The following is a 25,633-nucleotide window of genomic DNA, read 5'->3' as shown; positions in this document are numbered from 1 at the left end:
TACTGCAGAAAAATGCAACCGAAAGGAACTCGCCAGCCATGAAAAAAATTTTTAGCACTCTCTCTGCCTGCCTGCTACTCGCGTCCCCAGCCGCTTTTGCGGCCTCCACGGTGGACTTGGCCGTCAAAGGCCTGATCGTCCCCAGCGCCTGCACCCCTAGCCTGTCTAGCGGCGGGGTGATCGATCACGGCAAGATTTCGGCAAAAGACCTGCGCCCGGACAACCCGACGCTGATCGGCACTCACACCATGACCATCGCCGTGATATGTGATGCGCCCATTCAGTTTGCCCTGCACTCGGTCGACAACCGCGCCGGCTCAGCCACTGGTCCTACCAGCTACGGCCTGGGACTGATCAACGGCAACCAGAAACTGGGGCGGTATAACCTGATCCTGAGCAACCCGATTGCCGACAGCGTACCAGTGCAACCGATTGCCTCCAATGACGCGGGTAACACTTGGTACAGCGAGCGCTTCTGGGACCCGGGCCTGTACATGTCCGTTGCAGCCATGGATGACGACACTCAACCGCTATCCGCCAAAGAGGTCGTCATGGATATGCAGGTCGAGACCGTCATCGCCCGCACCGACAGCCTGGACCTGAGCAACGAAGTACCCATCGATGGCTCGGCCACACTTGAAGTGAAGTACCTGTAATGCCTTGCCCACCATGCCGGGGCATATGCCCGGCATGGGTTTTCCGACAGTCGTGCTTATGTGTGCCAGTGATGAACCGATGAATTCGTATGCTCGCTTTCTAGTACTGCTTTTGCCGCTAACCACCAACGAAGTCATTGCCGACTCGCTTGTCGACCTCACGGTTACTGGCAGACTCACGCCCGATGCCTGCCGCGTCGAGCTGTCCGATGAAGGCACCGTCGAACACGGCAAGATTCCCACCTACCGTCTGAACGCCTCGGCACCTACCGCACTGCCCGGGCGGGTGCTCGAATTAAGCGTGATCTGCACACGCCCCATGCTGTTTGCCCTGGTGGGTATCGACAACCGTCCGGAGTCCGCGATAACCCCCGGAACATTCGGCCTTGGCGTCAACGCTCATGCACCGGGACAACGCCTGGGGTCGGTGTCGCTCAGCTACCGCGACTCGATAGGGGATGGACAGCACATGCAGGCGTTGGCATCGATCAACAACGGCGAGACCTGGGTCCCGCAGTCCGCTGCCACACCACAGACCTATATGGGCTTTGCACTACCAGGCGAGCGCCAGCCCGACTTCATCAGCCAGTTGTTCAGCCAGCTCTGGGTCGACACGGTAATCGACGCCACAGAGCACCTGACCCTGGATCGAGACGTGCCGCTTGATGGTTCTATCGTGCTGGACTTGCGCTACCTCTAACTTTTTTTGCCTCAACGGATACCCCGTCATGACGACGTTATGTTCAAACACCGCCGCCGGTTTTATCGCCCTGATGCTCTTGCTCGGCACTCAAGTCAAAGCCGACGGCATGGTGCCCGAAAGCTCTGTGGTGATCGTTCACGAAGCCGAGGGCGAGGTGGCGATTTCGGTGACCAATACCGACAGCAAACTCGCCCTGCTGCATGTGACCCTGCAAGACGTCCCCGAAGACACTGAGCCGCTGCTGGTGGTCACGCCGCCGCTGTCACGGGTGGAACCGTCCAAATCGCAACTGGTGCGTTTCATTCTGCAAAACCAGACGCCACTGAAAACCCAGCGCCTCAAGCGCGCGATTTTCGAAGGGATGCCCCAGGGCCGGGCCGCTACGCAGGCAGGCCATGCACGCGTGGGTGTAACCGTGCGCCAGAACCTGCCGGTGATCGTGCATCCCAAGGGCCTGGCACTTAACCGCACGCCCTGGACCGACCTGACCTGGTCATTGCGCGATGGCATGTTGCAGGTGCGTAACGACACGCCCTATGTGGTGCGCCTGGCCCAGGAGCTGCGTTTGCTGCCCGGTGACGGCAAGGCCATGTTGCCGCGCACCTATGTGCTGCCGGGTGAAGCATTGAGCGTGCCGGCCAGCGGAGGGCCAGCTAGTACAGTCCAGTTACAGCCAGCCACGGTGTACGGATTTGCCGTTGCGGCCTACGAAGCACCCATCACGCCCTGACCCCACAAAACAGGCGCGCCAGATGCCTGGATAACGAAGTGATAGCTCATTGACTATCACCGGAACGCCTGCATGCGCCGGAAAAACCGGGCCTGGGCGTTCACTATTCGAGTGCCTTTCGTGAAAACAGTATTGAGTTACCGTGACGGCAAAGCCATGCCCGAAACACCGCCTCGCCCCGCCTTGCCGATCACGTTGCTGCTGTGCGCCTTGCTGCCGGCCAAAGGCTGGGCAGAGGGCGCTCCGGCGTCCGGCTTCGACGCCATAACCCTGCACCAACGGGGCATCGACCCGCAATTGGCCAGCCTGCTGCTGGATGCGCCGCGCTTTACCGCCGGGCAACATCTGGTCAGCCTGCGGGTCAACGGTCAGCAACGTGAGCGGGTGCGGGTCAGCTTTGATCAGCAGGGCACACTGTGCTTCGACCGCGCCTTGCTGGACGCCGCCAACCTGGTGGTTCCCGACGACGACCAGCACTGTCATGACTTCATCGCGCGATACCCGCAAAGCCTGGTGGAGCCTGATCCCGCCAACCTGTCGGTGCAGCTGGTGGTGCCCACCGAAGCCCTGCGGCCAACACCCCAGGATGTATCGGGTTATCAAACCGGCGGCTTTGCCGGGTTGCTCAATTACGACCTGACCGGGTTCTACAACCGCTATGGCGGTGACGCCAGCCGGTTTGGCTCGGCCAATACTGAAGTCGGCTTCAATGCCGGTGACTGGATCGTGCGCAGCCGTCAGGTGCAGACCTGGCAGGATGGCCTCTCGCGTACGACCCATCTGGAGGCCTATGCCCAGCGCACCTTTGCCAGCCATCAAGCGGTGTTGCAGGCCGGGCAGATCAACCTCTACAACCCGGTGTTGTCCGGCGCACAGGTCACTGGCGTACAGGTGCTGACCGAGCAGGCCCTGCTGGAGCAAGGCCAGGGCGCGGTGATCGAAGGCATCGCCAACAGTGCGGCGCAAATCGAAGTCCGGCAGAACGGCGCGCTGATTCACTCCACCGTCGTACCCGCCGGGCCGTTTGCGCTGAACGACGTACGACGCTTGAACACCCGTTCGGACGTGGAGGTCACGGTCAAGGAAAGCGTCGGCGGCGAACGACGCTTCACCGTGCCGGCCGCCATGCTCGGCCTCGGTTTGCCTGCACCGGGTTACTCGGTCGCCGCCGGACGGGTGCGGAATATCGGCGATGCCCAGGGCGATGATCCCTGGGTGGTGAGCGCCGGCTGGACAGGCACCGTGCACCCGCAAGTGACTTTGGGCGGCGGCCTGCTGGCGGCCGATGAGTATCGCTCTGCCGGTGCCAGCCTGGGCTGGCTGCCGTGGCTGGACAGCCAGATCCAGCTGTCGACGCAACTGTCCGATGCCAGTGGCAGAGAACAGGTCAGCGGCGCACAAACCGATCTGTCCTGGTCCCAGCGCTTGAGCGAACAATGGTCATTCAGCGCGGCCAACTCCTGGCGCACCCCCGGCTATCGTGAACTCGAAGAAAGCACCTACGAACGGGACACCGGCCAGCAGCACTCACGCTATCGCGATCAACAAAGCATAACGCTCGGCTGGGCCCATCCGTGGCTCGGCGCATTCAGTGCCGGGTTGTCACGGGCCAGCCGTTTCGATGGCGATAGCAGCAGCCGTGCCTTGGCCTCCTGGGGCACCAATGTAGGCGGCGTGTCATTGTCGGCCAGTGCCGAATGGCAAATGGGCGGGCGCCAGCAACAGGACAATGCGGTGTACCTGAACATCAGTGCACCACTGGGCGAAAATCGCCGGGTGCGTGGCTGGGTGCGTAACTCAGCCGGTGAGAACCGCACCGGTATGGGCGTCACTGAACAGCTGGACGATCAACTCAGCTATCGGGTCAGCGCCGAACACGACAGCCGCGACCGTCAAGTGGAAACCACCTTGGGCGTGTCGGCATTGCCGCGCTACAGCCAGTTGGACGTCAGCTACAGCCGCTCCGACAGCGAGCGCTCCAGCTATCAAGGCGGCGCCCGTGGCGGCGTGGTGATGCACGGCGACGGCGTGACGTTTTCACCCTACCCCGTGCGCGACACCTTCGCCCTGGTGTCGGTGGGCGACATGAGCGGCGTCAAGCTCAGCACCCCCAGCGGCCCGGTCTGGACCGACTGGCAAGGCCAGGCGGTGGTGCCCCAGGTCAACGCCTACGGCCGCAGCCTGGTGGAAGTGCAGACCCGTTCGTTGCCGCGCAATGCCGACATCAGCAACGGCCTGGCGATGATCTCGGCCGGGCGCGGTGCCGTGGACCGGGTCGAGTTTGGCGTGGGCCTGACGCGCCGCGCCCTGCTCACAGTCAGCACTGACCAGGGCGCACCGCTGCCCACGGGGGCCTCCGTCAGCAGCGCGCGTGGCGAGTTTGTCACCCTGGTCCAGGAAGGCAGCCAGGTGTTCTTGCCCAATGTGCTTGAGCAGCCAGCCTTATGGATTACCCGAGCGGACGGCAGCCGCTGCCAGTTGCGCTTCGAACTGCCGGAAAAAGCCGACCCCTCGGTGTATTTCGAAACCGCACCCGCCCGCTGCCATCAACCTTGAGGACACTGCCATGCCCCTTGTCACCCGTCTGCATCAACTGAGCCTGTGGCTATTGATTGGCGTTGCCGGCACCGCCCTGGCTGCGGACGAATGCCAATTGAATGTGAGCGAACCCTTGGTGGATTTCGGCCTGATGAGCCGCCTCGCCCAGGACGACAGCGCGGCTGAACGCTTGCTGGGCGAGCGCCGCCTGAGCCTGAGCTTCACCTGCCCCAAGGCCGACGACATGAGCCTGTTCTACCGCGCCCTGGCCGCCAATGCGCAGCGTCTGCAATTGACCGAGCACGGCAGCTACGCCGTCGAAGCCGGCCATGCCGTGCTCGATGGACACCGCGTGGAACTGGGCCTGCTCCCCGCACCTGGCCAGCCACCGTTGACCAGCGCGACAGCTCTGGACTGGCTTCCCGCTCATGGCATCGCGCCCGTGCAACGAGGTGCGGTCGTCACCGGCCAGAATCTGTCGTTGCAACTGACCCTGCGCGCCTGGGCCGACCCTGCCGCCACCCAAGTACGGGATGCCACCACCTGGGAAGCCACCGGGACGCTCTATAGCCCCCAGCATGGCCGCTCTCGCGAACTGAACCTGCGTGCGCACTTTGCCCCCGTGGCCTGCCAACCCGCGCTGTCGGATCATGGCATCGTGGACTACGGCACCTTGCTGGCCAAAGACTTGAATACCACCCTCGAAACGCCTTTGCCCGGCAGAACCTTGCGCTTTAGCGTGATGTGCGACGCCGCTACGCGTTTTGCCCTGCGCATGCATGACAACCGCCAGGGCTCGGCCACCGGCGGTATCGATGAGACCGCCTATGGCCTGGACCTGGATGCCAGCCACAACAAAATCGGGCGCTTCTATCTGACAATCGACCCAGGTGAATTCAACGCCGACACCTTCAGGACCCTGTACCGCACCGACTCCACCAGCAATGGCGCGGCGTGGAGCAGTTCCAGCCAACGGCAAATCCCCATGGCCGCCAACAGCTACATGGGCTTTACCGACAAGGCCGGCAACACCCAGGGCCCGATCGCGCTGCGCAACCTGTCCGGTACGGTGCGCATCAAAACCTACCTGGCGCCCACTCAATCCCTGGACCTGCGCCACGTAGTGCGCATCAACGGCTCCGGCACCCTCGAAATCATCTACCTGTAACCCTTGGGATCAGCCTCATGAAAAAGCACGACATCGCCCTTTTCACCCTGCTGCTGCTCGGTAGTACGCCCAATGCACAGGCCGCTTCGATCGTGGATCTGGCGGTCAAGGGTCGGATCACGCCCACCGCGTGCAATCCATTACTGTCCAACGGTGCAATGATCGACTACGGCAAAATGTCCCACCAAGACCTGAGCCCGGACAAAAGCACCCGTCTGCCGGTCAAGCTGCTGCAAGTCAGCATCGACTGTAGCGCGCCAAGCCGTTTCGCCTTGCGCATGCACGACAATCGGGACGGCTCGGCCATGGTCAACAGCGAGATTTACTACGGCCTGGGCTTGGACAAGAGCGGCAACCGCATCGGCCTGTATTCCATGACCTTCGACCCTCGCCAGACTCAAGTCGACAGCACCACGCAGGTCTACGGCACCGAGTCCACCACGGGCGGGCTGGCCTGGCGTACCGCCAACCTCAACCCGATCAACATTGGCGCCAACAGCTACCTGGGCTTCACCGCCATCGCCGGCAGCACGGCCGGCCCGTCGGCGATCCAGGAGCTGATCAGCACGGTCAAGGTCGAGACCGTGATCAACGCCACGCAAAACCTGGACCTGAGCAGCGACACCCGACTCGATGGCCTGGCCACCTTGGAGGTCGTGTACCTCTAGCGTTTTTCGCTGCTGACTTGCACATACCGCGCACGCCCGGCGCCCAGCCCAGCGATGATCGCGCCCAGGCCGATCACCGCGAAAATCCAGCCGATGGCCGCCCAGCCACCGGTCCAGTCATGCATCAGCCCAACCGCCAACGGGCCGAGGGATGCCAGGGTGTACCCGATGCCCTGGGCCATGCTCGACAGGTTGGCCGCCACATGGGCATCTCGCGAACGCAACACGATCAAGGTCAGCGCCAGGCTGAAGGTGCCGCCCTGCCCCAGGCCGAGCAGAATCGCCCAGCCCCACAAACCGTCCAAAGGCGCATACAGGCAACCGAACAGCCCGCCCAACGTCAGCAGCATCACCACCAGGATTGCCAGGCGCTGGTCTTTGCCACGAGTGGCCAACCACGGGGCCGCCAGGGAACTCAATAGCTGCACAATAATGGAGCCAGACAGCGCCAACCCTGCTTCGGTGGCACTCAAGCCTCGGTCAATCAGGATCGAAGGCAACCAGCCGAACACGATATAGGCCAGGGACGATTGCAGCCCCATGTACAGGGTCACCTGCCAGGCCAGCGGATCACGCAACAAGCCCTTGACCCGATACGCGACACGGTGAGCGCCGTGTTTCTGTCCGATCTGCGGCAACCAGAACAGCGCCGCCACCAGCGCCGGCAGCATCCAGAAGCCCAGGCCCACAGTCCAGTTGTCGCCGAAATAGTGACTCAACGGCACCGTCGCCCCCGCCGCCAGCGCTGCACCCAGGCACAGCGCCATGGTGTAGACGCCCGTCATGGTGCCCGCGTGCTTGGCGAAATCGCGCTTGACGATACCCGGCAGCAACACGCCGATGATGCCGATGCTTGCGCCGGCGATCAGGCTGCCGACGAACAGACCGACCTCGCCGAAGGAACTGCGCAGGATGATACCGGCAGCCAGTGTCAGCAAAATCCCCAGCACCACGCGCTCAGCGCCAAAACGCCGCGCCAGGATCGGAGCCATGGGCGCAAACAGCCCCAGGCACAGCACGGGCAAGGTGGTCAGCAGACCGGCCTTGGCCGCCGACAAGCCCAGGCTGCTGGATACGTCACCGAGCACCGGCGCCATGCTGGACAGCGCCGGACGCAGGTTCAGCGCCACCAGCACCAGGCCCAACAGCAACAGCCAGGGGCGGTTCACCGTCGCAGGCGCGTGCTGCACGACGTCATCGTCGGCTTCGGCGTCAATCAACAGTTCTTCGAGTTCGGTCGTGTGTTTGGATGGAAGGTTCATTGATCAACTATCGGCAGAGGGATTTGGCACGGGGTCCACCAGGCGTCAGACCGACGCTGGTCGTCTGTCGTGGGATGCGGACTTTCGCCCAACCATAGGATGAATTTTCCTACAGCCTATTCAGCGCTGCCTACAAAGGCAACGCACTACGGTTCTTAGGCAGGAAAAGGAGCAGTATTTTCGATTGGTAAAATTACCCTTAGAGGGTAATTATTCGGCTCAGGTGTCTTATGGAAAAGTACACACCTCATTACGATCTGGCGGGGATAAAGGCGGATGTCAGGCGGCTTGGAAGGAAGGCGTTTACCCGCACTGCAGAAGAGTGCGGCGATGCTCTTGGCCTTAGTATCAAGGATATGCAGGAGGTCATCTATGAGCTGCAGAACTGGATGCTGCACAAGTCGATGACCACCTATGGAGACCATCGAGTTTGGCAAGATGTGTATCACATCCACTCAAAAGGTAAGGAGATTTACATCAAGGTCACATACCGCACTGACGGTAGGCCTCCGGTAGTCTCCTTCAAGGAGAAAAACCCATGAAAGAAAAAGAGCTTTGCTACATCTGTGGCGCTCCTGATGCGTTGAGCTATTACGAGGGACGCAGTGAAACCATCCGCATCAAAGGCATGGAGCGTCGGGTCGATAATCTTTCAGGCTGGGAATGCGAGGTGTGTGGCGACGGTTTCTGGGATCCCGACAACGACAGCGCTGACCGTTACGGCGAAGCGAAAGACGAACTCACCCTCGCCGCTCGGAAAATGATCGGCGCCGAGATTAAACGTACCCGCCGCAAACTGCACCTTACGCAAAAAGAGGCAGTAGATTTGCTGTCCGGGGCCGGCCACAACGCATTCTCTCGCTACGAACGCGGCGAGCTTCTTGCGCCCAAGCCCTTAGTGCTACTGATTCGGTTGTTGGATCGCCATCCGCATTTGCTGGCGCAAGCAAGAATTCTGGCCGAAGGTGCTGATTTGCGTGGCGCTTTCACCTATACCGTCCACGACGAGACTGAAACGCTGAAAGCCTCATAGATCACAAATAATAAACCCGGCGCCAAGGCCGGGTTTATTTTCAAGCATCATCTATCGATTAATGCAAAATCTGGCTCAAGAACAACTTGGTCCGGTCATTCTGCGGGTTGTCGAAGAAGTCATTCGGCGCTGCCTGTTCCACGATCTCGCCCTTGTCCATGAAGATCACGCGGTTGGCCACGGTGCGGGCGAAGCCCATCTCGTGGGTTACGCACAACATGGTCATGCCGTCTTCGGCCAGGCCGATCATGGTGTCGAGTACTTCCTTCACCATTTCCGGGTCCAGCGCCGAGGTTGGCTCGTCGAACAGCATGATTTTCGGCTTCATGCACAGGGCGCGGGCAATCGCCACACGCTGTTGCTGGCCGCCGGACAGTTGCCCCGGAAACTTGTGGGCCTGCTCCGGAATGCGCACGCGCTCCAGGTAGTGCATGGCGATTTCTTCGGCCTTGCGCTTGGGCATCTTGCGCACCCACATCGGCGCCAGCGTGCAGTTCTGCAGGATGGTCAGGTGCGGGAACAGGTTGAAGTGCTGGAACACCATGCCGACTTCACGGCGGATCGCTTCGATCTGCTTGAGGTCGTTGGTCAGTTCCACGCCATCGACCACGATGCGGCCCTGCTGGTGCTCTTCCAGACGGTTGAGGCAGCGGATGGTGGTGGACTTGCCCGAACCCGACGGGCCGCACAGCACGATACGCTCGCCCTGCTTGACGTTGAGGTTGATGTCTTTCAACACGTGGAACTGGCCGTACCACTTGTTGACGCCCTGCATCTGGATAATGCCTTCAGGGCTCACAGGCTGTTTGATTGCTTCGCTCATAACAACAACTCCTAACGCTTGTGGCCTGTGTCGAGCTTGTGTTCCAAATGAATGGAATAGCGCGACATACCAAAACAGAAAATCCAGAACACCAGGGCGGCGAACACGTAGCCTTCAGTGGCCATGCCCAGCCATTTCGGGTCGGCGGCGGCTTGCTTGACACTGTTGAGCAGGTCGAACAGGCCGATGATGATCACCAGGCTGGTGTCCTTGAACAGCGCAATAAACGTGTTGACGATACCGGGGATCACCAGCTTCAGGGCTTGCGGCAGAATCACCAGGCCCATGCTGCGCCAATATCCGAGGCCCATTGCGGCGGCCGCTTCGTACTGCCCCTTGGGAATCGCCTGCAAGCCACCGCGCACCACTTCGGCCACATAGGCCGACTGGAACAGGATCACGCCGATCAACGCCCGCAGCAGCTTGTCGATGCCCATGCCTTCCGGCAGGAACAGCGGCAGCATCACCGAGGACATGAACAGCACGGTGATCAACGGCACGCCGCGCCAGAATTCGATGAAGGTCACGCAGACCACTCGAATCGCCGGCATGTTCGAGCGCCGTCCCAACGCCAGCACGATGCCCAGGGGCAAGGCGCCGGCGATACCGACAGTGGCGATCACCAGGGTCAGCATCAAGCCGCCCCATTGGCTGGTCGCCACGTTGGCCAGGCCGAAGATGCCGCCGTGCAACAGGAAGTAGGCGATGATCGGGTACAGCACCAGGAAGCCCAGGCCGTAGATCGCCTTGCGCTGAAAGCGCGAGATGAACAACGGCGCCACGCCAACGATGGCCAGCCACACGGTCAGGTCTACGCGCCAGCGCAGGTCGCCGGGGTAGTAGCCGTACATGAACTGCCCGAAGCGCTGTTGGATAAACACCCAGCAGGCGCCCTCTTTGGTGCAATCGGCGCGTGTGGTGCCGACCCAGTTCGCATCGAGGATGGCCCAATGCAGGATCGGCGGTACTACCAGGTAGACCAGGTACAGCGACAGCAAGGTCAGCAGGGTGTTGAGCCAACTGGAAAACAGGTTGGCGCGCATCCATGCCACCGGGCCGAAGACTTTGTTCGGCGGCGGCATATCAGGTTTGAACGTATGCGTACTCATGGGCGTTTCCTCACCGCTCGATCAGCGCAATGCGCTTGTTGTACCAGTTCATCAGCAGGGAAATGCTGATGCTGATCGCCAGGTACACGCTCATGGTGATGGCAATGACTTCGATGGCCTGGCCGGTCTGGTTGAGCACCGTGCCGGCAAACAGCGAAACCATTTCCGGGTAACCGATACCGGCGGCCAACGACGAGTTTTTCGCCAGGTTCAGGTATTGGCTGGTCAGCGGCGGAATGATCACCCGCAAGGCTTGCGGGATGATGACCTTGCGCAGCGTCGGCCCAGGGCGCAGGCCCAGGGAGCGCGCAGCTTCGGTCTGGCCGTGGCTGACGGACTTGATGCCCGAACGCACGATCTCGGCGATAAACGCTGCCGTATAAACAGTCAGTGCCAGGGTCAGTGCCAGCAGTTCAGGGATCAGCACCCAGCCGCCGACAAAGTTGAAGCCTTGCAGCTTGGGCATTTCCCAGTGCAACGGTGCACCGAAGATCAGGGCGCACAACGCCGGGATCACGATGAACAGCGCCAGGCCCGCCCAGAACTTGTGGAACGGAACGCCAGTGGCTTCAAAGCGCTTGTTGGCCCAACGCGCCATCAGCACAATTGCCACGATCGCCACCACCACGCTGGCCACAAAGGGCCAGAACCCGTCAGCGGCCAGTGCTGCCGGCATGTTCAGGCCTCGGCTGCTGACAAAGAAGGTGTCACCGAAGTTATGGCTATTGCGCGGCCCCGGCATGGTCAGGAACACCGCGAAGTACCAGAACAGGATCTGCAGCAACGGCGGAATGTTGCGGAACACTTCCACGTACACCGTCGCCAGCTTGTTGATCATCCAGTTCGGCGACAGGCGCGCCACGCCGATGATGAAGCCGAGCAAGGTTGCCAGGACCACGCCGATCACGGTCACCAGCAAGGTATTGAGCAGGCCGATTACAAAGACGCGGGCATAGCTGTCCGATTCGGTGTAGTCGATCAAGTGCTGCGCGATGCCAAAGCCGGCACTGCGCTCAAGAAAGTCGAAACCCGAGGTAATGCCCCGGTGTTGAAGGTTGGTCTGGGTATTGTTGAAGAGGTACCAGCCCAGCGAGACCACCGCCACAATCGTGATGATCTGGAAGAGCCACGCACGCACTTTGGGATCGCTGAAGCTGAGCTTCTGCTTTGGTGCGCCGATTTGATTTTGCATGAAGTGCCCCGGAAAGAATGGAACAGAACATCACCCGGCGGTTGGCCCACCGGGTGACAGAACCATCAGCGATCAGCGCACAGGGGGTGCGTATTGAATGCCGCCGTTGTTCCACAGCGCGTTCAGGCCACGGTCGATTTCCAGCGGGGTGCTCTTGCCCAGGTTGCGCTCGAACACTTCGCCGTAGTTACCGACTTGCTTGACGATCTGTACGACCCAGTCTTTCTTCACTTTCAGGTCTTTGCCGTATTCGCCGTCAGCACCGAGCAGACGTGCAACGTCCGGGTTCTTGGTGGACTTGGCTTCAGCTTCAACGTTTTTCGAGGTGATACCGGCCTCTTCAGCGTTGAGCATGGCGTAGCCTACCCAGCGCACGATAGCCAGCCACTCGTCGTCGCCATTACGCACGACCGGGCCCAGGGGTTCCTTGGAAATGGTTTCCGGCAGAACCACGTAGTCCTTCGGCGAGGCCAGCTTGCTGCGCTGGGCGAACAGTTGGGACTTGTCGGAGGTCAGCACGTCGCAACGACCGGATTCCAGCGACTTGGCGCTTTCGTCGGAGGTGTCGAAGGTGATCGGGGTGTATTTCAGACCGTTGCCACGGAAGTAGTCGGAAACGTTCAGCTCGGTGGTGGTACCGGCCTGGATGCAGATGGTTGCACCGTCCAGTTCCTTGGCGCTTTTGACGCCCAGCTTGTTGTTTACCAGGAAGCCGATGCCGTCGTAGTAGGTAATGAAGCCCGGGAATTTCAGGCCCATGCCTGCGTCACGGGAGCTGGTCATGGTGGTGTTGCGCGAAAGGATGTCGACTTCGCCGGACTGAAGCGCGGTGAAACGCTCCTTGGCGTTCAACTGGCTGAACTTGACCTTGGTCGCGTCGCCGAACACAGCAGCGGCTACAGCGCGGCAAACGTCAGCGTCGATCCCGAGGATCTTGCCACTGGCATCCGGTACCGAGAAACCCGGCAAGCCGTCACTCACACCGCATTGCACAAAGCCTTTCTTCTGCACGGCGTCCAGAGTGGCGCCAGCTTGGGCGAAACCACTGACACCCAGTACAGCGGCCGCGGAAACGATGGCCAGGGTGGATTTCAATACCTTCATTCAAACCTCCAAATACGCTCTTGTTGTGTCGAAGCTCCGAACCTCAGCGCACCCTTATGAGGCGATATCGACCCGTGTTGGTTTTTTTTAGGGCCAAGCGGCATGAGGCTGTCGCGATAATTCCAGCTGCTTTCCTACAAGCGGCACTCACTGATAGTGTTACCGTCACAAGAAAGTTCTGACATCGACCTACACGTAGCAAGGCGCGTACCAGAGTCGCGGCTGAGTCGTTTCAGCCCATCGTCAATAGAAAAAGATTCAGCCTTGCGACATTCTCTTAACAGATCAACCTCTAGCGCACCGTTCCGTCGCACTTAATCGGAGCGCACGCACCTTTATGGAGCAGACATGACCGACCCCTTGATTCTTCAGCCCGCCAAGCCCGCAGACGCCTGCGTAATCTGGTTGCATGGCCTGGGTGCCGATCGCTACGACTTCTTGCCGGTGGCTGAAGCGTTGCAGGAAGAATTGCAGACCACCCGCTTTGTATTGCCCCAGGCGCCGACCCGTGCGGTGACTATTAATGGCGGCTACGAGATGCCGAGCTGGTACGACATCAAGGCCATGAGCCCGGCGCGTTCCATCAGTCTGGAAGAGCTGGAAGTATCGGCAAAAATGCTCACGGATTTGATCGAGGCCCAGAAGAGAACCGGAATAGACGCTTCGCGAATTTTTCTTGCGGGTTTTTCCCAGGGCGGCGCCGTGGTCTTCCACACTGCGTTTATGAATTGGGAAGGCCCGCTGGGTGGCGTCATCGCCCTCTCCACTTACGCGCCTACCTTTGGTGATGAGCTGGAATTGTCGGCCAGCCAGCAGCGCATTCCGGCCCTGTGCCTGCACGGCCAGTACGACGACGTGGTACAGAACGCCATGGGCCGTACGGCGTACGAGCACCTGAAGAGCCGTGGTGTCACCGTGACATGGCAGGAATACCCAATGGGTCACGAAGTGTTACCTGAAGAGATACGCGATATCGGCACTTGGCTGGCCGAGCGCCTGCGCTGAAATCCACGTTTATGTAGCCGTATGACAGACGCACTACGCCGCGCCCGATTCTTGCATTACACTGGCCGGCGTACATTCCTTAACCAATTAATGAGATCACCGTGCTCAAAGCACTCAAGAAGATGTTCGGCAAAAGCGAGGCTGAGCCGCTCGCGCCTGTTCCCAGTGCTCCTGTCCCCTCCTCCGGCAGCCGCAATGACGGCCAACAGCCCGGCCGGACCGCACCTGTCGCGCAGCCGAAGACGCCGCCGGTGACACCGCCCGAACAGGCGACACCTCAGGCTGAAGCCGCGCCAGCCCCGAAGCCGCGCCGGGAACGTGCGCCCAAACCGGTCGTCATTCCCTGGAAACTCGAAGACTTCGTCGTCGAGCCCCAGGAAGGTAAAACCCGCTTCCACGATTTCAAACTGGCTCCGGAACTGATGCACGCCATCCAGGACCTGGGCTTCCCTTACTGCACGCCGATCCAGGCGCAGGTGCTTGGCTTCACCCTTGCCGGCAAAGACGCCATCGGCCGTGCCCAGACCGGCACCGGCAAGACCGCCGCGTTCCTGATCTCGATCATCACCCAGCTACTGCAAACACCGCCGCCGAAAGAGCGCTACATGGGTGAACCGCGCGCGCTGATCATCGCCCCGACCCGGGAGCTGGTGGTACAGATCGCCAAGGACGCCGCCGACCTGACCAAGTACACCGGCCTAAATGTGATGACCTTCGTCGGTGGCATGGACTTCGATAAACAGCTCAAGCACCTCGAAGCCCGCCACTGCGACATCCTGGTCGCCACCCCCGGCCGCCTGCTGGACTTCAACCAGCGCGGCGACGTGCACCTGGACATGGTCGAAGTGATGGTGCTGGACGAAGCCGACCGCATGCTCGACATGGGTTTCATCCCGCAAGTGCGCCAGATCATTCGCCAGACCCCGCCGAAAAACGAGCGCCAGACGCTGCTGTTCTCCGCGACCTTCACCGAAGACGTGATGAACCTCGCCAAGCAGTGGACCACCGACCCGTCCATCGTCGAGATCGAAGCGCTGAACGTCGCCAGCGAAAACGTCGAACAGCACATTTACGCTGTGGCCGGTGCCGACAAGTACAAGCTGCTCTACAACCTGATCAACGACAACGGTTGGGAGCGCGTCATGGTGTTCGCCAACCGCAAGGACGAAGTACGCCGTATCGAAGAGCGCCTGGTGCGCGACGGCGTCAACGCCGCGCAACTGTCGGGCGATGTGCCACAACACAAGCGCATCAAGACCCTGGAAGGTTTCCGCGAAGGCAAGATCCGCGTGCTGGTGGCCACTGACGTCGCCGGGCGCGGGATTCATATCGACGGCATCAGCCACGTGATCAACTTCACCCTGCCGGAAGTGCCGGACGACTACGTGCACCGGATTGGCCGTACCGGCCGTGCGGGTGCTGCGGGTGTGTCGATCAGCTTTGCGGGAGAAGATGACTCGTATCAGTTGCCATCGATCGAGACCTTGCTGGGCCGCAAGATCAGCTGCGAGACACCGCCGACGCACTTGCTGCGTGCCGTGGAGCGCAAGCGCCCCTAAGGCTTGGAATGCAGTAAAAATGTGGGAGGGGGCTTGCCCCCTCCCACATTTGATTTGAGGTGATTTTAAGAGAGGTGTTCGGCGGGCTATTTCCAGCGATCCGCGGCAGCGTGGTCGCTGTCCCGCCCTTCCACCCAGCGCGCCCCTTCGGGGGTGTTCTCTTTCTTCCAGAACGGCGCCCGGGTCTTCAAGTAATCCATCACAAACGCACACGCATCAAACGCCGCCTGGCGATGGGCACTGGCGGCCGCGACAAACACAATCGGCTCACCCGGCTCCAACGCGCCAACGCGGTGCAGCACTTCGAGCTTGAGCAGCGGCCAGCGTTGCTCGGCTTCCACGGCGATCTTGGCCAAGGCCTTTTCGGTCATGCCGGGGTAATGCTCCAGGAACATCCCCGACACATCGCGGCCGTCATTGAAGTCGCGCACATAACCGACAAAGCTCACCACCGCGCCCACGCCCACGTTGGCCGCGTGCATGGCGTTGACTTCGGCACCGGGATCAAACGCCTGGACCTGCACACGGATGGCCATGCTCAGCCTCCGGTCACGGGCGGGAAGAACGCGACTTCATCGCCTGCTTGCACCAGTTCGTCGAGGCTGCACAACTCCTCGTTGCGGGCGCACATCAGGCTCGTCTCGTTGAGGACGGCAAACTCGGGGTCACCGGCCAACGCCAGGCGCACGGCATCAACGGTGGCAAACTCACCTTCCATCTCCAGCGAATCGAAGCCCACCGCTTCGGCATAGCGCGCAAAAAACAGTACGTTAATGCTCATACTTGATCCGCCTTGAAATGCCCGCTCTTGCCGCCCAGTTTTTCCAATAGGCGAATACTTTCGATGGTCATGCCGCGATCCACGGCCTTGCACATGTCGTAGATCGTCAGTGCAGCGACACTGGCAGCGGTCAGTGCTTCCATCTCTACGCCGGTCTGCCCGGACAGTTTGCAGCGCGCCACGATATGCACGGCGTCCACGCCATCGGCGCTCAGTTCAACCTTGACGCCGGTGAGCATCAACGGATGGCAAAGGGGGATCAAGTCACTGGTTTTCTTGGCAGCCTGGATCCCGGCGATGCGGGCCACGGCAAACACGTCGCCCTTGGGGTGGGCGCCGTCGACAATCATTTGCAGGGTGCCTGGCAACATGCGCACCCGCGCTTCAGCCACCGCCTCACGGAACGTCACGGACTTGTCGGTGACGTCGACCATATGGGCGCGACCTTGGGAATCGAGATGAGTCAGCACAGCGATACTCCTGATCAGGAGCCGCGAGTGTAAACCATGTGGGAGGGAGCAAGCGCCCTCCCACAGTGACCGCGTTTACAGATGGGATTCGGCGTATTCGGCCAGAATCGAGCGAGGCACCCCTTGCAGCGCAATGTGCACGCCGTTGGGGAAGTCTTTGAAGCGTTCCGTCAGGTAGGTCAGCCCGGAGCTGGTCGCGGACAGGTAAGGGGTGTCGATCTGCGCCAGGTTGCCCAGGCACACCACTTTTGAACCGGCGCCGGCACGGGTGATGATGGTCTTCATCTGGTGCGGCGTGAGGTTCTGGCATTCATCGATCAAAATCAGGCTTTGCTGGAAGCTGCGACCTCGGATGTAGTTGAGGGATTTGAACTGCAACGGCACTTTGCTGAGGATGTAGTCGACGCTGCCATGGGTGTTTTCGTCATCCATGTGCAAGGCTTCGAGGTTGTCGGTGATCGCCCCCAACCATGGCTCCATTTTTTCCGCTTCGGTGCCGGGCAGGAAACCGATTTCCTGGTCCAGGCCCTGCACGCTCCGGGTGGCGATGATGCGGCGATAGCGCTTGGTGACCATGGTCTGCTCGATAGCAGCGGCCAGGGCGAGGATGGTTTTACCGGAACCCGCGGCGCCGGTCAGATTGACCAGGTGGATGTCCGGGTCGAGTAGCGCGTACAGCGCCAGGCTCTGGTAGATGTCACGCGGTTTCAGGCCCCAGGCTTCCTGGTGCAGCAGGGGTTCCTGATGCAGGTCGAGGATCAGCAGCTTGTCGACCTGAATCTCTTTGATCCAGCCTACAAAACCCTGTTCGTCGATGATGAATTCATTGATGTGCACGGCCGGCAGGTTGTCGATCAGTTGCACCTGATGCCAGGTGCGGCCGTGGTCCTGACGGGTTTCGACCTTGCTCACGAGGTCCCAGAACGAGCCGGTCACCGTGTGATAACCCCGGGACAGCATTGAAACGTCATCGACCAGTTGGTCGGTGCTGTAGTCCTCGGCCGCGATCCCGCACGCTCGGGCCTTGAGGCGCATATTGATGTCTTTGGTCACCAGCACCAGGCGCAGGTCCTTGTCGCGCGCGTGCAGGTCGATCAATTGGTTGATGATTTTGTTGTCGTTGAGGTTTTCCGGCAGCAGGCTGTTGGGCTCGCTGCGCTTGCTCATCAGGATCGACAGCAAGCCCTTGGGCCCGCTTTTGCCACGCTGGATCGGCACGCCGACTTCAACATCCTCGGGTGAGGCTTCGCCCAGGGTCTTGTCGATCAGGCGGATGGCCTGGCGGCATTCGGCGGCAACGCTGTGGTGCCCACTTTTGAGCTTGTCGAGTTCCTCAAGCACAATCATCGGGATGGCGACGTGGTGTTCTTCGAAGTTAAGCAGTGCGTTTGGATCGTGGATCAGTACGTTGGTATCAAGCACATAAAGGATTGGCTGGTCGGAAGAAGGGGTGCGTCCATGATCATCCATACTCGGTCACCTTTGTGGGAGCCAGTCGACGCAATACCACGACAGTGCTGCGCCTCGATTGACCGCCGAACACACCGCAAAAGGAGTCTTGGAAGACGCCACCTGTGGTGCAGGTTTCGGCGATCTGACTTCGTAATACCGCAAAACCCATGACAGAAAAAAGCACTTTGACGCTTTTTTGAAGTTTATTTTTCAGGATGACGAATAGCACTAGCCGAGTGCCATGCACCCCGTTAAAGTCGGAAGTCCGCCTGCCTCGAAACGTCGCACAAAATCACCCCCATTTCGCCTTAAACCCAACAGGGGCGGGCACTTCATATTTTTAACGAAAGGCTTCCCGGCAGTCCTGCCAACCCAAGCCACTCTGCGCCGTTGCCTGTAGCAACAGAGGCAATGCCACCCGCGCCTTGTCCTGGGTATCGTGGAATACAATCACCCCTTTGCGCCACAGCAGCATCAGCGTGAGCACGCGCTGCATCGACTCATCGGCCTTGAGCTTGCCCGGCTCGTCCTGGGAATCGATGTCCCACAACGCCACCTGCAAACCCTGGGACTGAAAGAAACCCTGGCTGTCCGCACGACGCTGCCCATAGGGCGGGCGGAACAGCGGCACATAGTTTTCCGGCATCAGGTTCTGCACCAGCGCGGCACTGCGGGTGATGGAGCTTTGCCAGTCGACCCAATGGCTATGGGACCGGTACTGCCAGCCCTGGGTGCCGACGCACTGGCCCTGGTACAACGCCTCCACCTCAGCGGCGGAACTGCGCTCAACGCGGGTTTGCAGGCTGCTGCCGAGGGCAAAGAAGGTGGCGTTCATCTTCTGCTTGCGCAGGTAATCGACGAGCCAGTCGGTATTGCCACTGACCGGCGCCGGGCCGCCGTCGAAGGTCAGCAGAAACAGACGGTCGTTGAACTCGTCGCCGTTACGTTCATGGTCGCCGAACCGCGCGACTTCGCTGCTGATCTGCGGGAACAACGCGGCTTTGCGCAGCAGTTCGTCCAGGTAGCGTTCGTGGAAGGTATGGCTGGGGGCGGACCAGCCTATATAGAAGGAGTCTTCGCTGACTTCGAACTTGCCGGCCTGTTCGCGCAGGTCGTCCATGTTTTCCACCAGGTAGCAGAACGAGGCATCCACCTCGCAGCTCTGTTGGGCGACGGTGTAGTTTTCCAGCAAGCGTTGCCAGAGCTGGCGGCGCAGGTCGTCGATGGCGGCCTGGTTGATGATCTTCAGGCCCAGGCGCTGTTTGAGCGCTGCGTCGCCCAAGGACTCACTGGCCAGCAGGCTGCGGGCGAACATCAGGATTTCGGCGCGCGAGGCGACGTCGAACAGCGCAGGGCTGCTGAGTTTTTCGGGCCAGGTGCCACGGTCCAGGCTGGCGACGTCCATCGGCGCCGCATGGGCGTTCAGGCTTAACAGGCACGCGGCCAATAACAGTGCTATTCGCACACAGGGTCTCCCTCTCCAGAGTCGTCGGCCACTATAGCGGATCGCGCCTATCGGCATCATAGGTGGAGTCAAACCGCCCCAGCCCCTAGAATCCCCCCACGATTACAGGAGACGACTTCATGCTGACGGTGATTTCCCCCGCCAAAACCCTCGATTTCGAGTCAAAACCGGCGACCCCACGCTTCACCCAGCCGCAATATCTCGACCACTCCCAGGAGCTGATCGAACAATTGCGCGAGCTGAGCCCGGCGCAAATCAGTGAGCTGATGCACGTTTCCGACAAAATCGGCGGCCTCAACGCCGCACGTTTCGGCAGCTGGACGCCGGCCTTCACTCCGGAGAATGCCAAGCAGGCTCTGCTGGCGTTCAAGGGCGACGTATATACCGGCCTCAATGCCGAGACGTTCAGCGATGCCGACTTCAGCTACGCCCAAGACCATCTGCGCATGCTCTCGGGCCTCTACGGCCTGCTGCGCCCGCTGGACCTGATGATGCCGTACCGCCTGGAGATGGGCACCAAACTGGCCAACACCCGTGGCAAGGACCTGTACGCATTCTGGGGCACGCGCATTAGCGAATGGCTCAACGAAGCCCTGGCCGAGCAAGGCGATGATGTACTGCTCAACCTGGCATCCAACGAATACTTCTCGGCGGTCAAGCGCACGGCCCTGAAGGCACGGATCATCAATACCGAGTTCAGGGACTTCAAGAACGGCCAGTACAAAATCATCAGTTTCTACGCGAAAAAAGCCCGGGGCATGATGAGCCGCTTCGTGATTGAGGAGCGCATCAACGATCCGGCCAAGCTCAAACAGTTCGATGTGCAGGGCTATCGCTTCAATGCGGAGCAGTCCAAACCGGACAACCTGGTGTTTTTGCGCGATCACGCACCGGAATAAGGCCTCGCAGCCTTCTTTCAGACAATGAGATCCAAATGTGGGAGGGGGCGTGCCCCCGATGACGGTGTGTCAGCCAGAGATAACTTGGCTGATCCGCTGCAATCGGGGGCAAGCCCCCTCCCACATTTTTGTCCGCATTTCCCACCATGAATCGTCAAATTTATGGCGTCAAAAAAAATCCAGACACATCCCTAACATTTATTTCACTCGACATTTCCGATTTTTTTTCGTAGTGGCACCACTTTTTTTAAACACTAGTGGCACAAAACTATCCCACCGCGCCAACTCCCTGTAACTACTGGCTCAAATAGCAAGTGCTATCAATATAGTACCAGTGCCATCTCGGTTAATATTTCAAGAAATTTCCACGCTCGGGATAGGCGGTCTGGAACTTCGTCCAAAAGCACGGCTCATACCACCGGTAACGAAATTCTCTGATTCTGTAAGAGATGACTTACATGGCGACCAACGGAAGTAGCGAAGTTGTCACATTGAACTTTGACTCATTGGTCATATTGCCAACCGATTAATCAAGAGCGGCGACAAGGATGATTTGCTTCTCCCTATAAGGCCAGGGCCAAACCTCCCCTAATGGTCAGTGAGTCAACCCAAGGCATTGATATTTAAAGGTTTGCAGCCTCTATCAAAGCCCTGCGGCACTGGCGCCAGGCCCTTCTCCCAGGAAGGCCGGCTGCATTTGAGGGCAGGTCCCAACAACAAGGCCACGTTGCGCACAACTTGAGTGCACTAGTTAGCCACTCACTATTTAACATGCCTGTACGCGGTAAGTCGGCGTCTATTCGCCCAACTTTCGCGGCATCAGTGACGCTTGCAAACATGAACTCCGGCCATTAATTGGCATGTTTAACACAGTCTTGAATGACAAAGAGGTAAATGCGATGCGCATCAGCATATTTGGTCTAGGTTACGTTGGCGCAGTGTGTGCCGGTTGCCTGTCTGCCCGTGGCCACGAAGTGGTCGGCGTAGACATCTCCAAGGATAAGATCGACCTTATCAACGCTGGCAAATCGCCAATCGTTGAACCGGGTCTGGGCGAGCTGTTGAGCCAGGGTATCGAAACCGGTCGACTGCGCGGCACCACCAACTTCGCCGAAGCCATCCGCGATACCGACCTGTCGATGATTTGCGTCGGCACGCCGAGCAAGAAAAATGGCGACCTGGAACTCGACTACATCGAAGCCGTGTGCCGCGAAATCGGTTTTGTCCTGCGTGACAAAGCCACCCGCCACACCGTAGTGGTGCGCAGCACCGTGCTGCCGGGCACCGTGGCCAACGTGGTCATCCCGATTCTCGAAGACTGCTCCGGCAAGAAAGCCGGCGTCGACTTCGGTGTCGCGGTCAACCCGGAATTCCTGCGTGAATCCACCGCCATCGCCGACTACGACCTGCCACCGATGACCGTCATCGGCGAGTTCGACAAAGCCTCCGGCGATGTCCTGCAGTCGCTGTACGAAGAACTCGACGCGCCGATCATCCGCAAGGACATCGCCGTTGCCGAGATGATCAAGTACACCTGCAACGTGTGGCACGCCACCAAGGTGACCTTCGCCAACGAGATCGGCAACATCGCCAAGGCCGTCGGCGTCGATGGTCGTGAAGTGATGGAAGTAGTCTGCCAGGACAAGACCCTCAACCTGTCCCAGTACTACATGCGCCCAGGCTTCGCGTTCGGCGGCTCGTGCCTGCCAAAAGACGTGCGTGCCCTGACCTACCGCGCCAGCTCCCTGGACGTGGAAGCGCCGTTGCTCAACTCGCTGATGCGCAGCAACGAGTCCCAGGTGCAGAACGCCTTCGACATCGTTTCCAGCCACGACAAGCGCAAAGTCGCCCTGCTGGGCCTGAGCTTCAAGGCCGGCACCGACGACCTGCGTGAAAGCCCGCTGGTAGAACTCGCGGAAATGCTGATCGGCAAGGGCTACGACCTGAGCATCTACGACAGCAACGTCGAGTACGCCCGTGTCCACGGTGCGAACAAGGACTACATCGAAGGCAAGATCCCGCACGTGTCGTCCCTGCTCAACTCGGACTTCGACGACGTGATCAACAACTCCGACGTGATCATCCTGGGCAACCGTGACGAGAAATTCCGCGCCCTGGCGCAGAACGCACCGCACGGCAAGCAAGTGATCGACCTGGTGGGCTTCATGTCCAAGGCGACCTGCACGACCGGTCGCACCGAAGGCATTTGCTGGTAACAGCAACGGCAAGTTCCGCGCTGCACCTGTCCTGATCCCCAGCAGGTGCAGCCGGAGCCTTCTTCACCTTCGGATGACGCTTATGTCCAAGTTAAAACACGTACTGCTCCAATCCGCCGGCTGGCTGTTCTTTCTGAGCCTGCTGATGGGTCTCGCCCTGCTGTTGCCGGCGAGTACGTTCGACTCCGAGTCGAAGAATTTTATTTTCCTGATTGGCGCCGTCGGTATCTGGCGCTACTCGATGGGTGCTACGCATTTCTTTCGCGGCATGCTGTTTTTGTACGTGGTCTACCCGCACCTGCGCCGTAAAGTGCGCAAGCTGGGCAAGGCCGCCGACCCGTCCCATGTGTTCCTGATGGTTACCAGTTTCCGGATCGATGCGCTGACCACCGCGCAGGTCTACAGCTCGGTAATCCGCGAAGCCATCGAATGCGGCTTCCCCACCACCGTGGTCTGCTCGCTGGTGGAAATGTCCGATGAGCTGCTGGTCAAGAGCCTCTGGGAAAAAATGAACCCGCCGGACCACGTCAAGCTCGACTTCGTGCGCATCGCCGGCACCGGCAAGCGTGACGGCCTGGCTTTCGGTTTCCGCGCCATCTCCCGCCACCTGCCGGATGACCGCGCCGTCGTGGCGGTGATCGATGGCGACACCGTGCTCGCCGAAGGCGTCGTACGCAAGACCGTGCCGTGGTTCCAGCTGTTCGGCAATGTCGGCGGCCTGACCACCAACGAGTTCTGTGAAGTGCGCGGCGGCTACATCATGAGCGAGTGGCACAAACTGCGCTTCGCCCAGCGCCACATCAACATGTGCTCCATGGCCCTGTCCAAGCGCGTGCTGACCATGACCGGGCGCATGTCGGTGTTCCGTGCCAGCGTCGTGACCGACCCGGGCTTTATCGCCGACGTGGAAAGTGACTCGCTGCAACACTGGCGCCTGGGCCGCTTCAAGTTTCTCACCGGCGACGACAAGTCCAGCTGGTTCAGCCTGATGCGCCTGGGCTACGACACCTTCTACGTGCCGGACGCCGCGATCAACACCGTGGAACACCCGCCGGAAAAGAGCTTTATCAAGGCCAGCCGCAAGCTGATGTTCCGCTGGTACGGCAACAACCTGCGCCAGAACTCCCGCGCCCTGGGCCTGGGCGTACGCCGCCTCGGTCTGTTCACCAGCGTGGTGTTGTTCGACCAGCGCGTGTCGATGTGGACCTCCCTGCTCGGCCTGACCGTGGCGATCATCGCCACCTTCAAATACGGCGGCGCGTTCATCCTCGCGTACCTGCTGTGGATCGGCATCACCCGCCTGATCCTCACGCTGCTGCTGTCGTGCTCCGGCCACAAGATCGGCCCGGCTTACCCGGCGATTCTCTATTACAACCAGATCATGGGCGCGCTGGTGAAGATCTACGTGTTCTTCCGCCTTGATCAACAGTCCTGGACCCGCCAGGACACCAAACTGACCCGCGATTTGGCCAGCTTTCAACGTTGGTTCAACACCTGGTCGTCTCGGACCATGACCTTCTCCGCCGGCAGCATCTTCGTCGCCGTTTTGCTGATGATGGTCTGAACCTGCCAAGCCTGAATTAACTTAGGAATACACCTGATGAATAGCCAAGCAAACGTCAACGTTGTCCACGAATCCGAAGCCCAGCGCCAACACGCACGGGTCAAAATCCCGGCCAAACTGCGCTTTTTCGGCAATGACGGCAAACCCACCGAAGCGCGGGTGATCGACCTCTCCGCCGGCGGCCTGGCATTCACTGCGACCCAACCGCTGAACGTTGGTGAAGTGCACAAGGGCCGCCTGCAGTTCGTGATTGATAACCTCGGCCTGGCGATGGACGTCGAGTTGCAGATTCGCTCCTACGACCGCCAGAGCGGCCGCACCGGTTGCCAGTTCCAGAACCTGGAGCCACAGGATATCTCGACCCTGCGCCACCTGATCACGTCGCACTTGTCCGGCGACATCGTGTCCATGGGCGACGTGCTGGCGACCCTGCAACGCGACAACTTCACCAAGGCACGCAAGGTCAAGGACAGCGGCAGCGGCATGACCGCGTTCGGTCGCCTGCGCGCCGTGGTGTTCAGCGCCGGTATCTTCATCGTTGGTCTGGCGGCGTTCGGGTTTGTCTTCAAGTCGGTGTACGGCATGTACTTCGTCAGCCACGCCCAGGCCGGCCTGGTGAGCGTGCCCGGCATGAACGTGACCATGCCGCGCGACGGCACCGTGCAAAGCCTGCTCAAAGGTGACGCGATTGCCGCCAAAGGCGCGCCACTGGCGACCTTCAGCACCAGCATGCTGGACGTGCTCAAGGGCCACTTGGACGAAGACCAACTGCAACCGGCCAAGGTCGAAGAGCTGTTCGGCAAGCAAATGACCGGCACCCTGACTTCGCCGTGTGATTGTGTGGTCGCCCAGCAAATGGTCGCCGACGGTCAGTACGCCAGCAAAGGTGATGTGATCTTCCAACTGGTGCCACGCGGCGCCCCGGCCAATGTGGAAGCACGCTTCACTTATCGCCAGTTCGGCGACGTGCGCCCAGGTACGCCAGTGAGCTTCCAGGTCGCCGACGAAGACCAGGTGCGCACCGGCACCATCGTCAGCAGCACCAGCCTGAACAGCGCCGACCTGTCCTCCGACATCCGCGTCCAGATCAAGCCTGATGCACCACTGGACAGCGCCTTCGCCGGCCGCCCGGTGGAAGTCACCAGCGACCGTGGCCCATCGCTGAACTGGCTGATCGATAAAGCCATGGCGCACGGTCTGTAAGCGAGGACATGCCTGTGAACCCTATCTCAATAA

General features: G+C 60.3%; 24 protein-coding genes. 14 read left to right on the top strand and 10 right to left on the bottom strand.

Features of this window, described 5'->3' with window-relative positions:
- Window positions 1–38 precede the first annotated feature (38 nt).
- The 6 genes from DNK50_RS08695 to DNK50_RS08670 all read left to right on the top strand — a co-directional run bounded on the left by DNK50_RS08695 (window position 39) and on the right by DNK50_RS08670 (window position 6,463).
- Complete coding sequence (locus DNK50_RS08695; protein ID WP_099584965.1) at window positions 39–656, top strand: DUF1120 domain-containing protein; 618 nt, start codon at window positions 39–41, stop codon at window positions 654–656.
- A 79-nt stretch (window positions 657–735) separates the two neighbouring features.
- Entirely contained in the window at window positions 736–1,356 is a 621-nt protein-coding gene (locus tag DNK50_RS08690; RefSeq protein WP_112196911.1) for a DUF1120 domain-containing protein, read from the top strand.
- Window positions 1,357–1,384: 28 nt separating this feature from the next.
- On the top strand, window positions 1,385–2,089 hold the full coding sequence (locus DNK50_RS08685; protein WP_112193578.1) for a fimbria/pilus chaperone family protein: 705 nt from the start codon (window positions 1,385–1,387) through the stop codon (window positions 2,087–2,089).
- A gap of 156 nt (window positions 2,090–2,245) precedes the next feature.
- Window positions 2,246–4,645 (top strand): fimbria/pilus outer membrane usher protein, encoded by a 2,400-nt coding sequence (locus tag DNK50_RS08680; protein ID WP_177411602.1) that lies wholly within the window; start codon window positions 2,246–2,248, stop codon window positions 4,643–4,645.
- A gap of 10 nt (window positions 4,646–4,655) precedes the next feature.
- Window positions 4,656–5,795, top strand: coding sequence for a DUF1120 domain-containing protein (locus DNK50_RS08675; RefSeq protein WP_177411509.1), 1,140 nt, complete (start codon window positions 4,656–4,658; stop codon window positions 5,793–5,795).
- A gap of 17 nt (window positions 5,796–5,812) precedes the next feature.
- Window positions 5,813–6,463 carry a DUF1120 domain-containing protein gene (locus DNK50_RS08670; RefSeq protein ID WP_112193576.1) on the top strand — a complete coding sequence of 217 codons (651 nt, stop codon included), beginning with the start codon at window positions 5,813–5,815 and terminating at the stop codon, window positions 6,461–6,463.
- On the opposite strand, the gene DNK50_RS08665 is transcribed toward DNK50_RS08670, so the two are convergent.
- Window positions 6,460–7,725, bottom strand: a complete 1,266-nt coding sequence (locus tag DNK50_RS08665; protein WP_112193574.1) for a CynX/NimT family MFS transporter — start codon at window positions 7,723–7,725, stop codon at window positions 6,460–6,462. The genes DNK50_RS08670 and DNK50_RS08665 overlap by 4 nt on opposite strands.
- A gap of 230 nt (window positions 7,726–7,955) precedes the next feature.
- Between DNK50_RS08665 and DNK50_RS08660 the strand changes: the two genes are divergently transcribed.
- Entirely contained in the window at window positions 7,956–8,267 is a 312-nt protein-coding gene (locus DNK50_RS08660) for a type II toxin-antitoxin system MqsR family toxin (protein ID WP_099584960.1), read from the top strand.
- Entirely contained in the window at window positions 8,264–8,758 is a 495-nt protein-coding gene (locus DNK50_RS08655) for a type II toxin-antitoxin system MqsA family antitoxin (RefSeq protein WP_099584959.1), read from the top strand. Before DNK50_RS08660 ends, DNK50_RS08655 begins: the two co-directional genes overlap by 4 nt.
- Before the next feature lie 58 nt (window positions 8,759–8,816).
- Here the strand turns inward: DNK50_RS08655 and DNK50_RS08650 are convergent, their stop codons facing one another.
- The 4 genes from DNK50_RS08650 to DNK50_RS08635 all read right to left on the bottom strand — a co-directional run bounded on the left by DNK50_RS08650 (window position 8,817) and on the right by DNK50_RS08635 (window position 12,986).
- The gene (locus DNK50_RS08650; protein WP_003171943.1) at window positions 8,817–9,581 is read right to left on the bottom strand and encodes an amino acid ABC transporter ATP-binding protein; all 765 of its coding nucleotides are present in this window, start codon (window positions 9,579–9,581) and stop codon (window positions 8,817–8,819) included.
- 11 nt (window positions 9,582–9,592) lie between these two features.
- Window positions 9,593–10,690 carry an amino acid ABC transporter permease gene (locus DNK50_RS08645; RefSeq protein WP_099584958.1) on the bottom strand — a complete coding sequence of 366 codons (1,098 nt, stop codon included), beginning with the start codon at window positions 10,688–10,690 and terminating at the stop codon, window positions 9,593–9,595.
- Between the two features lie 10 nt (window positions 10,691–10,700).
- A complete protein-coding gene (locus DNK50_RS08640) occupies window positions 10,701–11,882 on the bottom strand; it encodes an amino acid ABC transporter permease (RefSeq protein ID WP_099584957.1) in 1,182 nt (393 codons plus the stop codon).
- 72 nt (window positions 11,883–11,954) lie between these two features.
- Window positions 11,955–12,986 (bottom strand): amino acid ABC transporter substrate-binding protein, encoded by a 1,032-nt coding sequence (locus tag DNK50_RS08635; protein WP_017526224.1) that lies wholly within the window; start codon window positions 12,984–12,986, stop codon window positions 11,955–11,957.
- Between the two features lie 348 nt (window positions 12,987–13,334).
- Here DNK50_RS08635 and DNK50_RS08630 point away from each other — a divergent pair, with 348 nt between their 5' ends.
- The gene (locus DNK50_RS08630) at window positions 13,335–13,991 is read left to right on the top strand and encodes an alpha/beta hydrolase (RefSeq protein WP_099584956.1); all 657 of its coding nucleotides are present in this window, start codon (window positions 13,335–13,337) and stop codon (window positions 13,989–13,991) included.
- Between the two features lie 95 nt (window positions 13,992–14,086).
- Complete coding sequence (rhlB, locus tag DNK50_RS08625) at window positions 14,087–15,550, top strand: ATP-dependent RNA helicase RhlB (protein WP_177411600.1); 1,464 nt, start codon at window positions 14,087–14,089, stop codon at window positions 15,548–15,550.
- 86 nt (window positions 15,551–15,636) lie between these two features.
- Here the strand turns inward: rhlB and moaE are convergent, their stop codons facing one another.
- The 5 genes from moaE to DNK50_RS08600 all read right to left on the bottom strand — a co-directional run bounded on the left by moaE (window position 15,637) and on the right by DNK50_RS08600 (window position 19,718).
- Entirely contained in the window at window positions 15,637–16,086 is a 450-nt protein-coding gene (gene moaE / locus DNK50_RS08620) for a molybdopterin synthase catalytic subunit MoaE (RefSeq protein WP_099584954.1), read from the bottom strand.
- 2 nt (window positions 16,087–16,088) lie between these two features.
- Complete coding sequence (gene moaD, locus DNK50_RS08615; RefSeq protein ID WP_112193572.1) at window positions 16,089–16,331, bottom strand: molybdopterin converting factor subunit 1; 243 nt, start codon at window positions 16,329–16,331, stop codon at window positions 16,089–16,091.
- Entirely contained in the window at window positions 16,328–16,801 is a 474-nt protein-coding gene (gene moaC, locus DNK50_RS08610; protein WP_099584952.1) for a cyclic pyranopterin monophosphate synthase MoaC, read from the bottom strand. The genes moaD and moaC overlap by 4 nt, the downstream gene beginning before the upstream one ends.
- 75 nt (window positions 16,802–16,876) lie before the next feature.
- A complete protein-coding gene (locus DNK50_RS08605) occupies window positions 16,877–18,271 on the bottom strand; it encodes a PhoH family protein (RefSeq protein WP_032886372.1) in 1,395 nt (464 codons plus the stop codon).
- 322 nt (window positions 18,272–18,593) lie between these two features.
- Window positions 18,594–19,718, bottom strand: a complete 1,125-nt coding sequence (locus tag DNK50_RS08600) for a polysaccharide deacetylase family protein (protein WP_112193570.1) — start codon at window positions 19,716–19,718, stop codon at window positions 18,594–18,596.
- 119 nt (window positions 19,719–19,837) lie between these two features.
- Here DNK50_RS08600 and yaaA point away from each other — a divergent pair, with 119 nt between their 5' ends.
- From yaaA to DNK50_RS08570, 4 genes are all read left to right on the top strand, one after another.
- A complete protein-coding gene (gene yaaA / locus DNK50_RS08595) occupies window positions 19,838–20,617 on the top strand; it encodes a peroxide stress protein YaaA (protein ID WP_112193568.1) in 780 nt (259 codons plus the stop codon).
- Between the two features lie 899 nt (window positions 20,618–21,516).
- The gene (locus DNK50_RS08585) at window positions 21,517–22,833 is read left to right on the top strand and encodes a nucleotide sugar dehydrogenase (RefSeq protein WP_099584949.1); all 1,317 of its coding nucleotides are present in this window, start codon (window positions 21,517–21,519) and stop codon (window positions 22,831–22,833) included.
- A gap of 82 nt (window positions 22,834–22,915) precedes the next feature.
- Window positions 22,916–24,397, top strand: coding sequence for a mannuronan synthase (gene alg8, locus DNK50_RS08580; RefSeq protein WP_160385045.1), 1,482 nt, complete (start codon window positions 22,916–22,918; stop codon window positions 24,395–24,397).
- A gap of 36 nt (window positions 24,398–24,433) precedes the next feature.
- The gene (locus DNK50_RS08570; RefSeq protein ID WP_112193564.1) at window positions 24,434–25,600 is read left to right on the top strand and encodes an alginate biosynthesis protein Alg44; all 1,167 of its coding nucleotides are present in this window, start codon (window positions 24,434–24,436) and stop codon (window positions 25,598–25,600) included.
- The last annotated feature ends 33 nt before the right edge of the window (window positions 25,601–25,633 follow it).

Origin of the sequence: Pseudomonas sp. LG1E9 (assembly GCF_003290225.1) — a bacterium.
In the GTDB taxonomy this organism is placed as follows: Bacteria; Pseudomonadota; Gammaproteobacteria; order Pseudomonadales; family Pseudomonadaceae; genus Aquipseudomonas; species Aquipseudomonas cyclaminis.
Note: the sequence above shows the minus strand (reverse complement) of the source record. Positions and strands in the feature narration are given on the sequence as shown.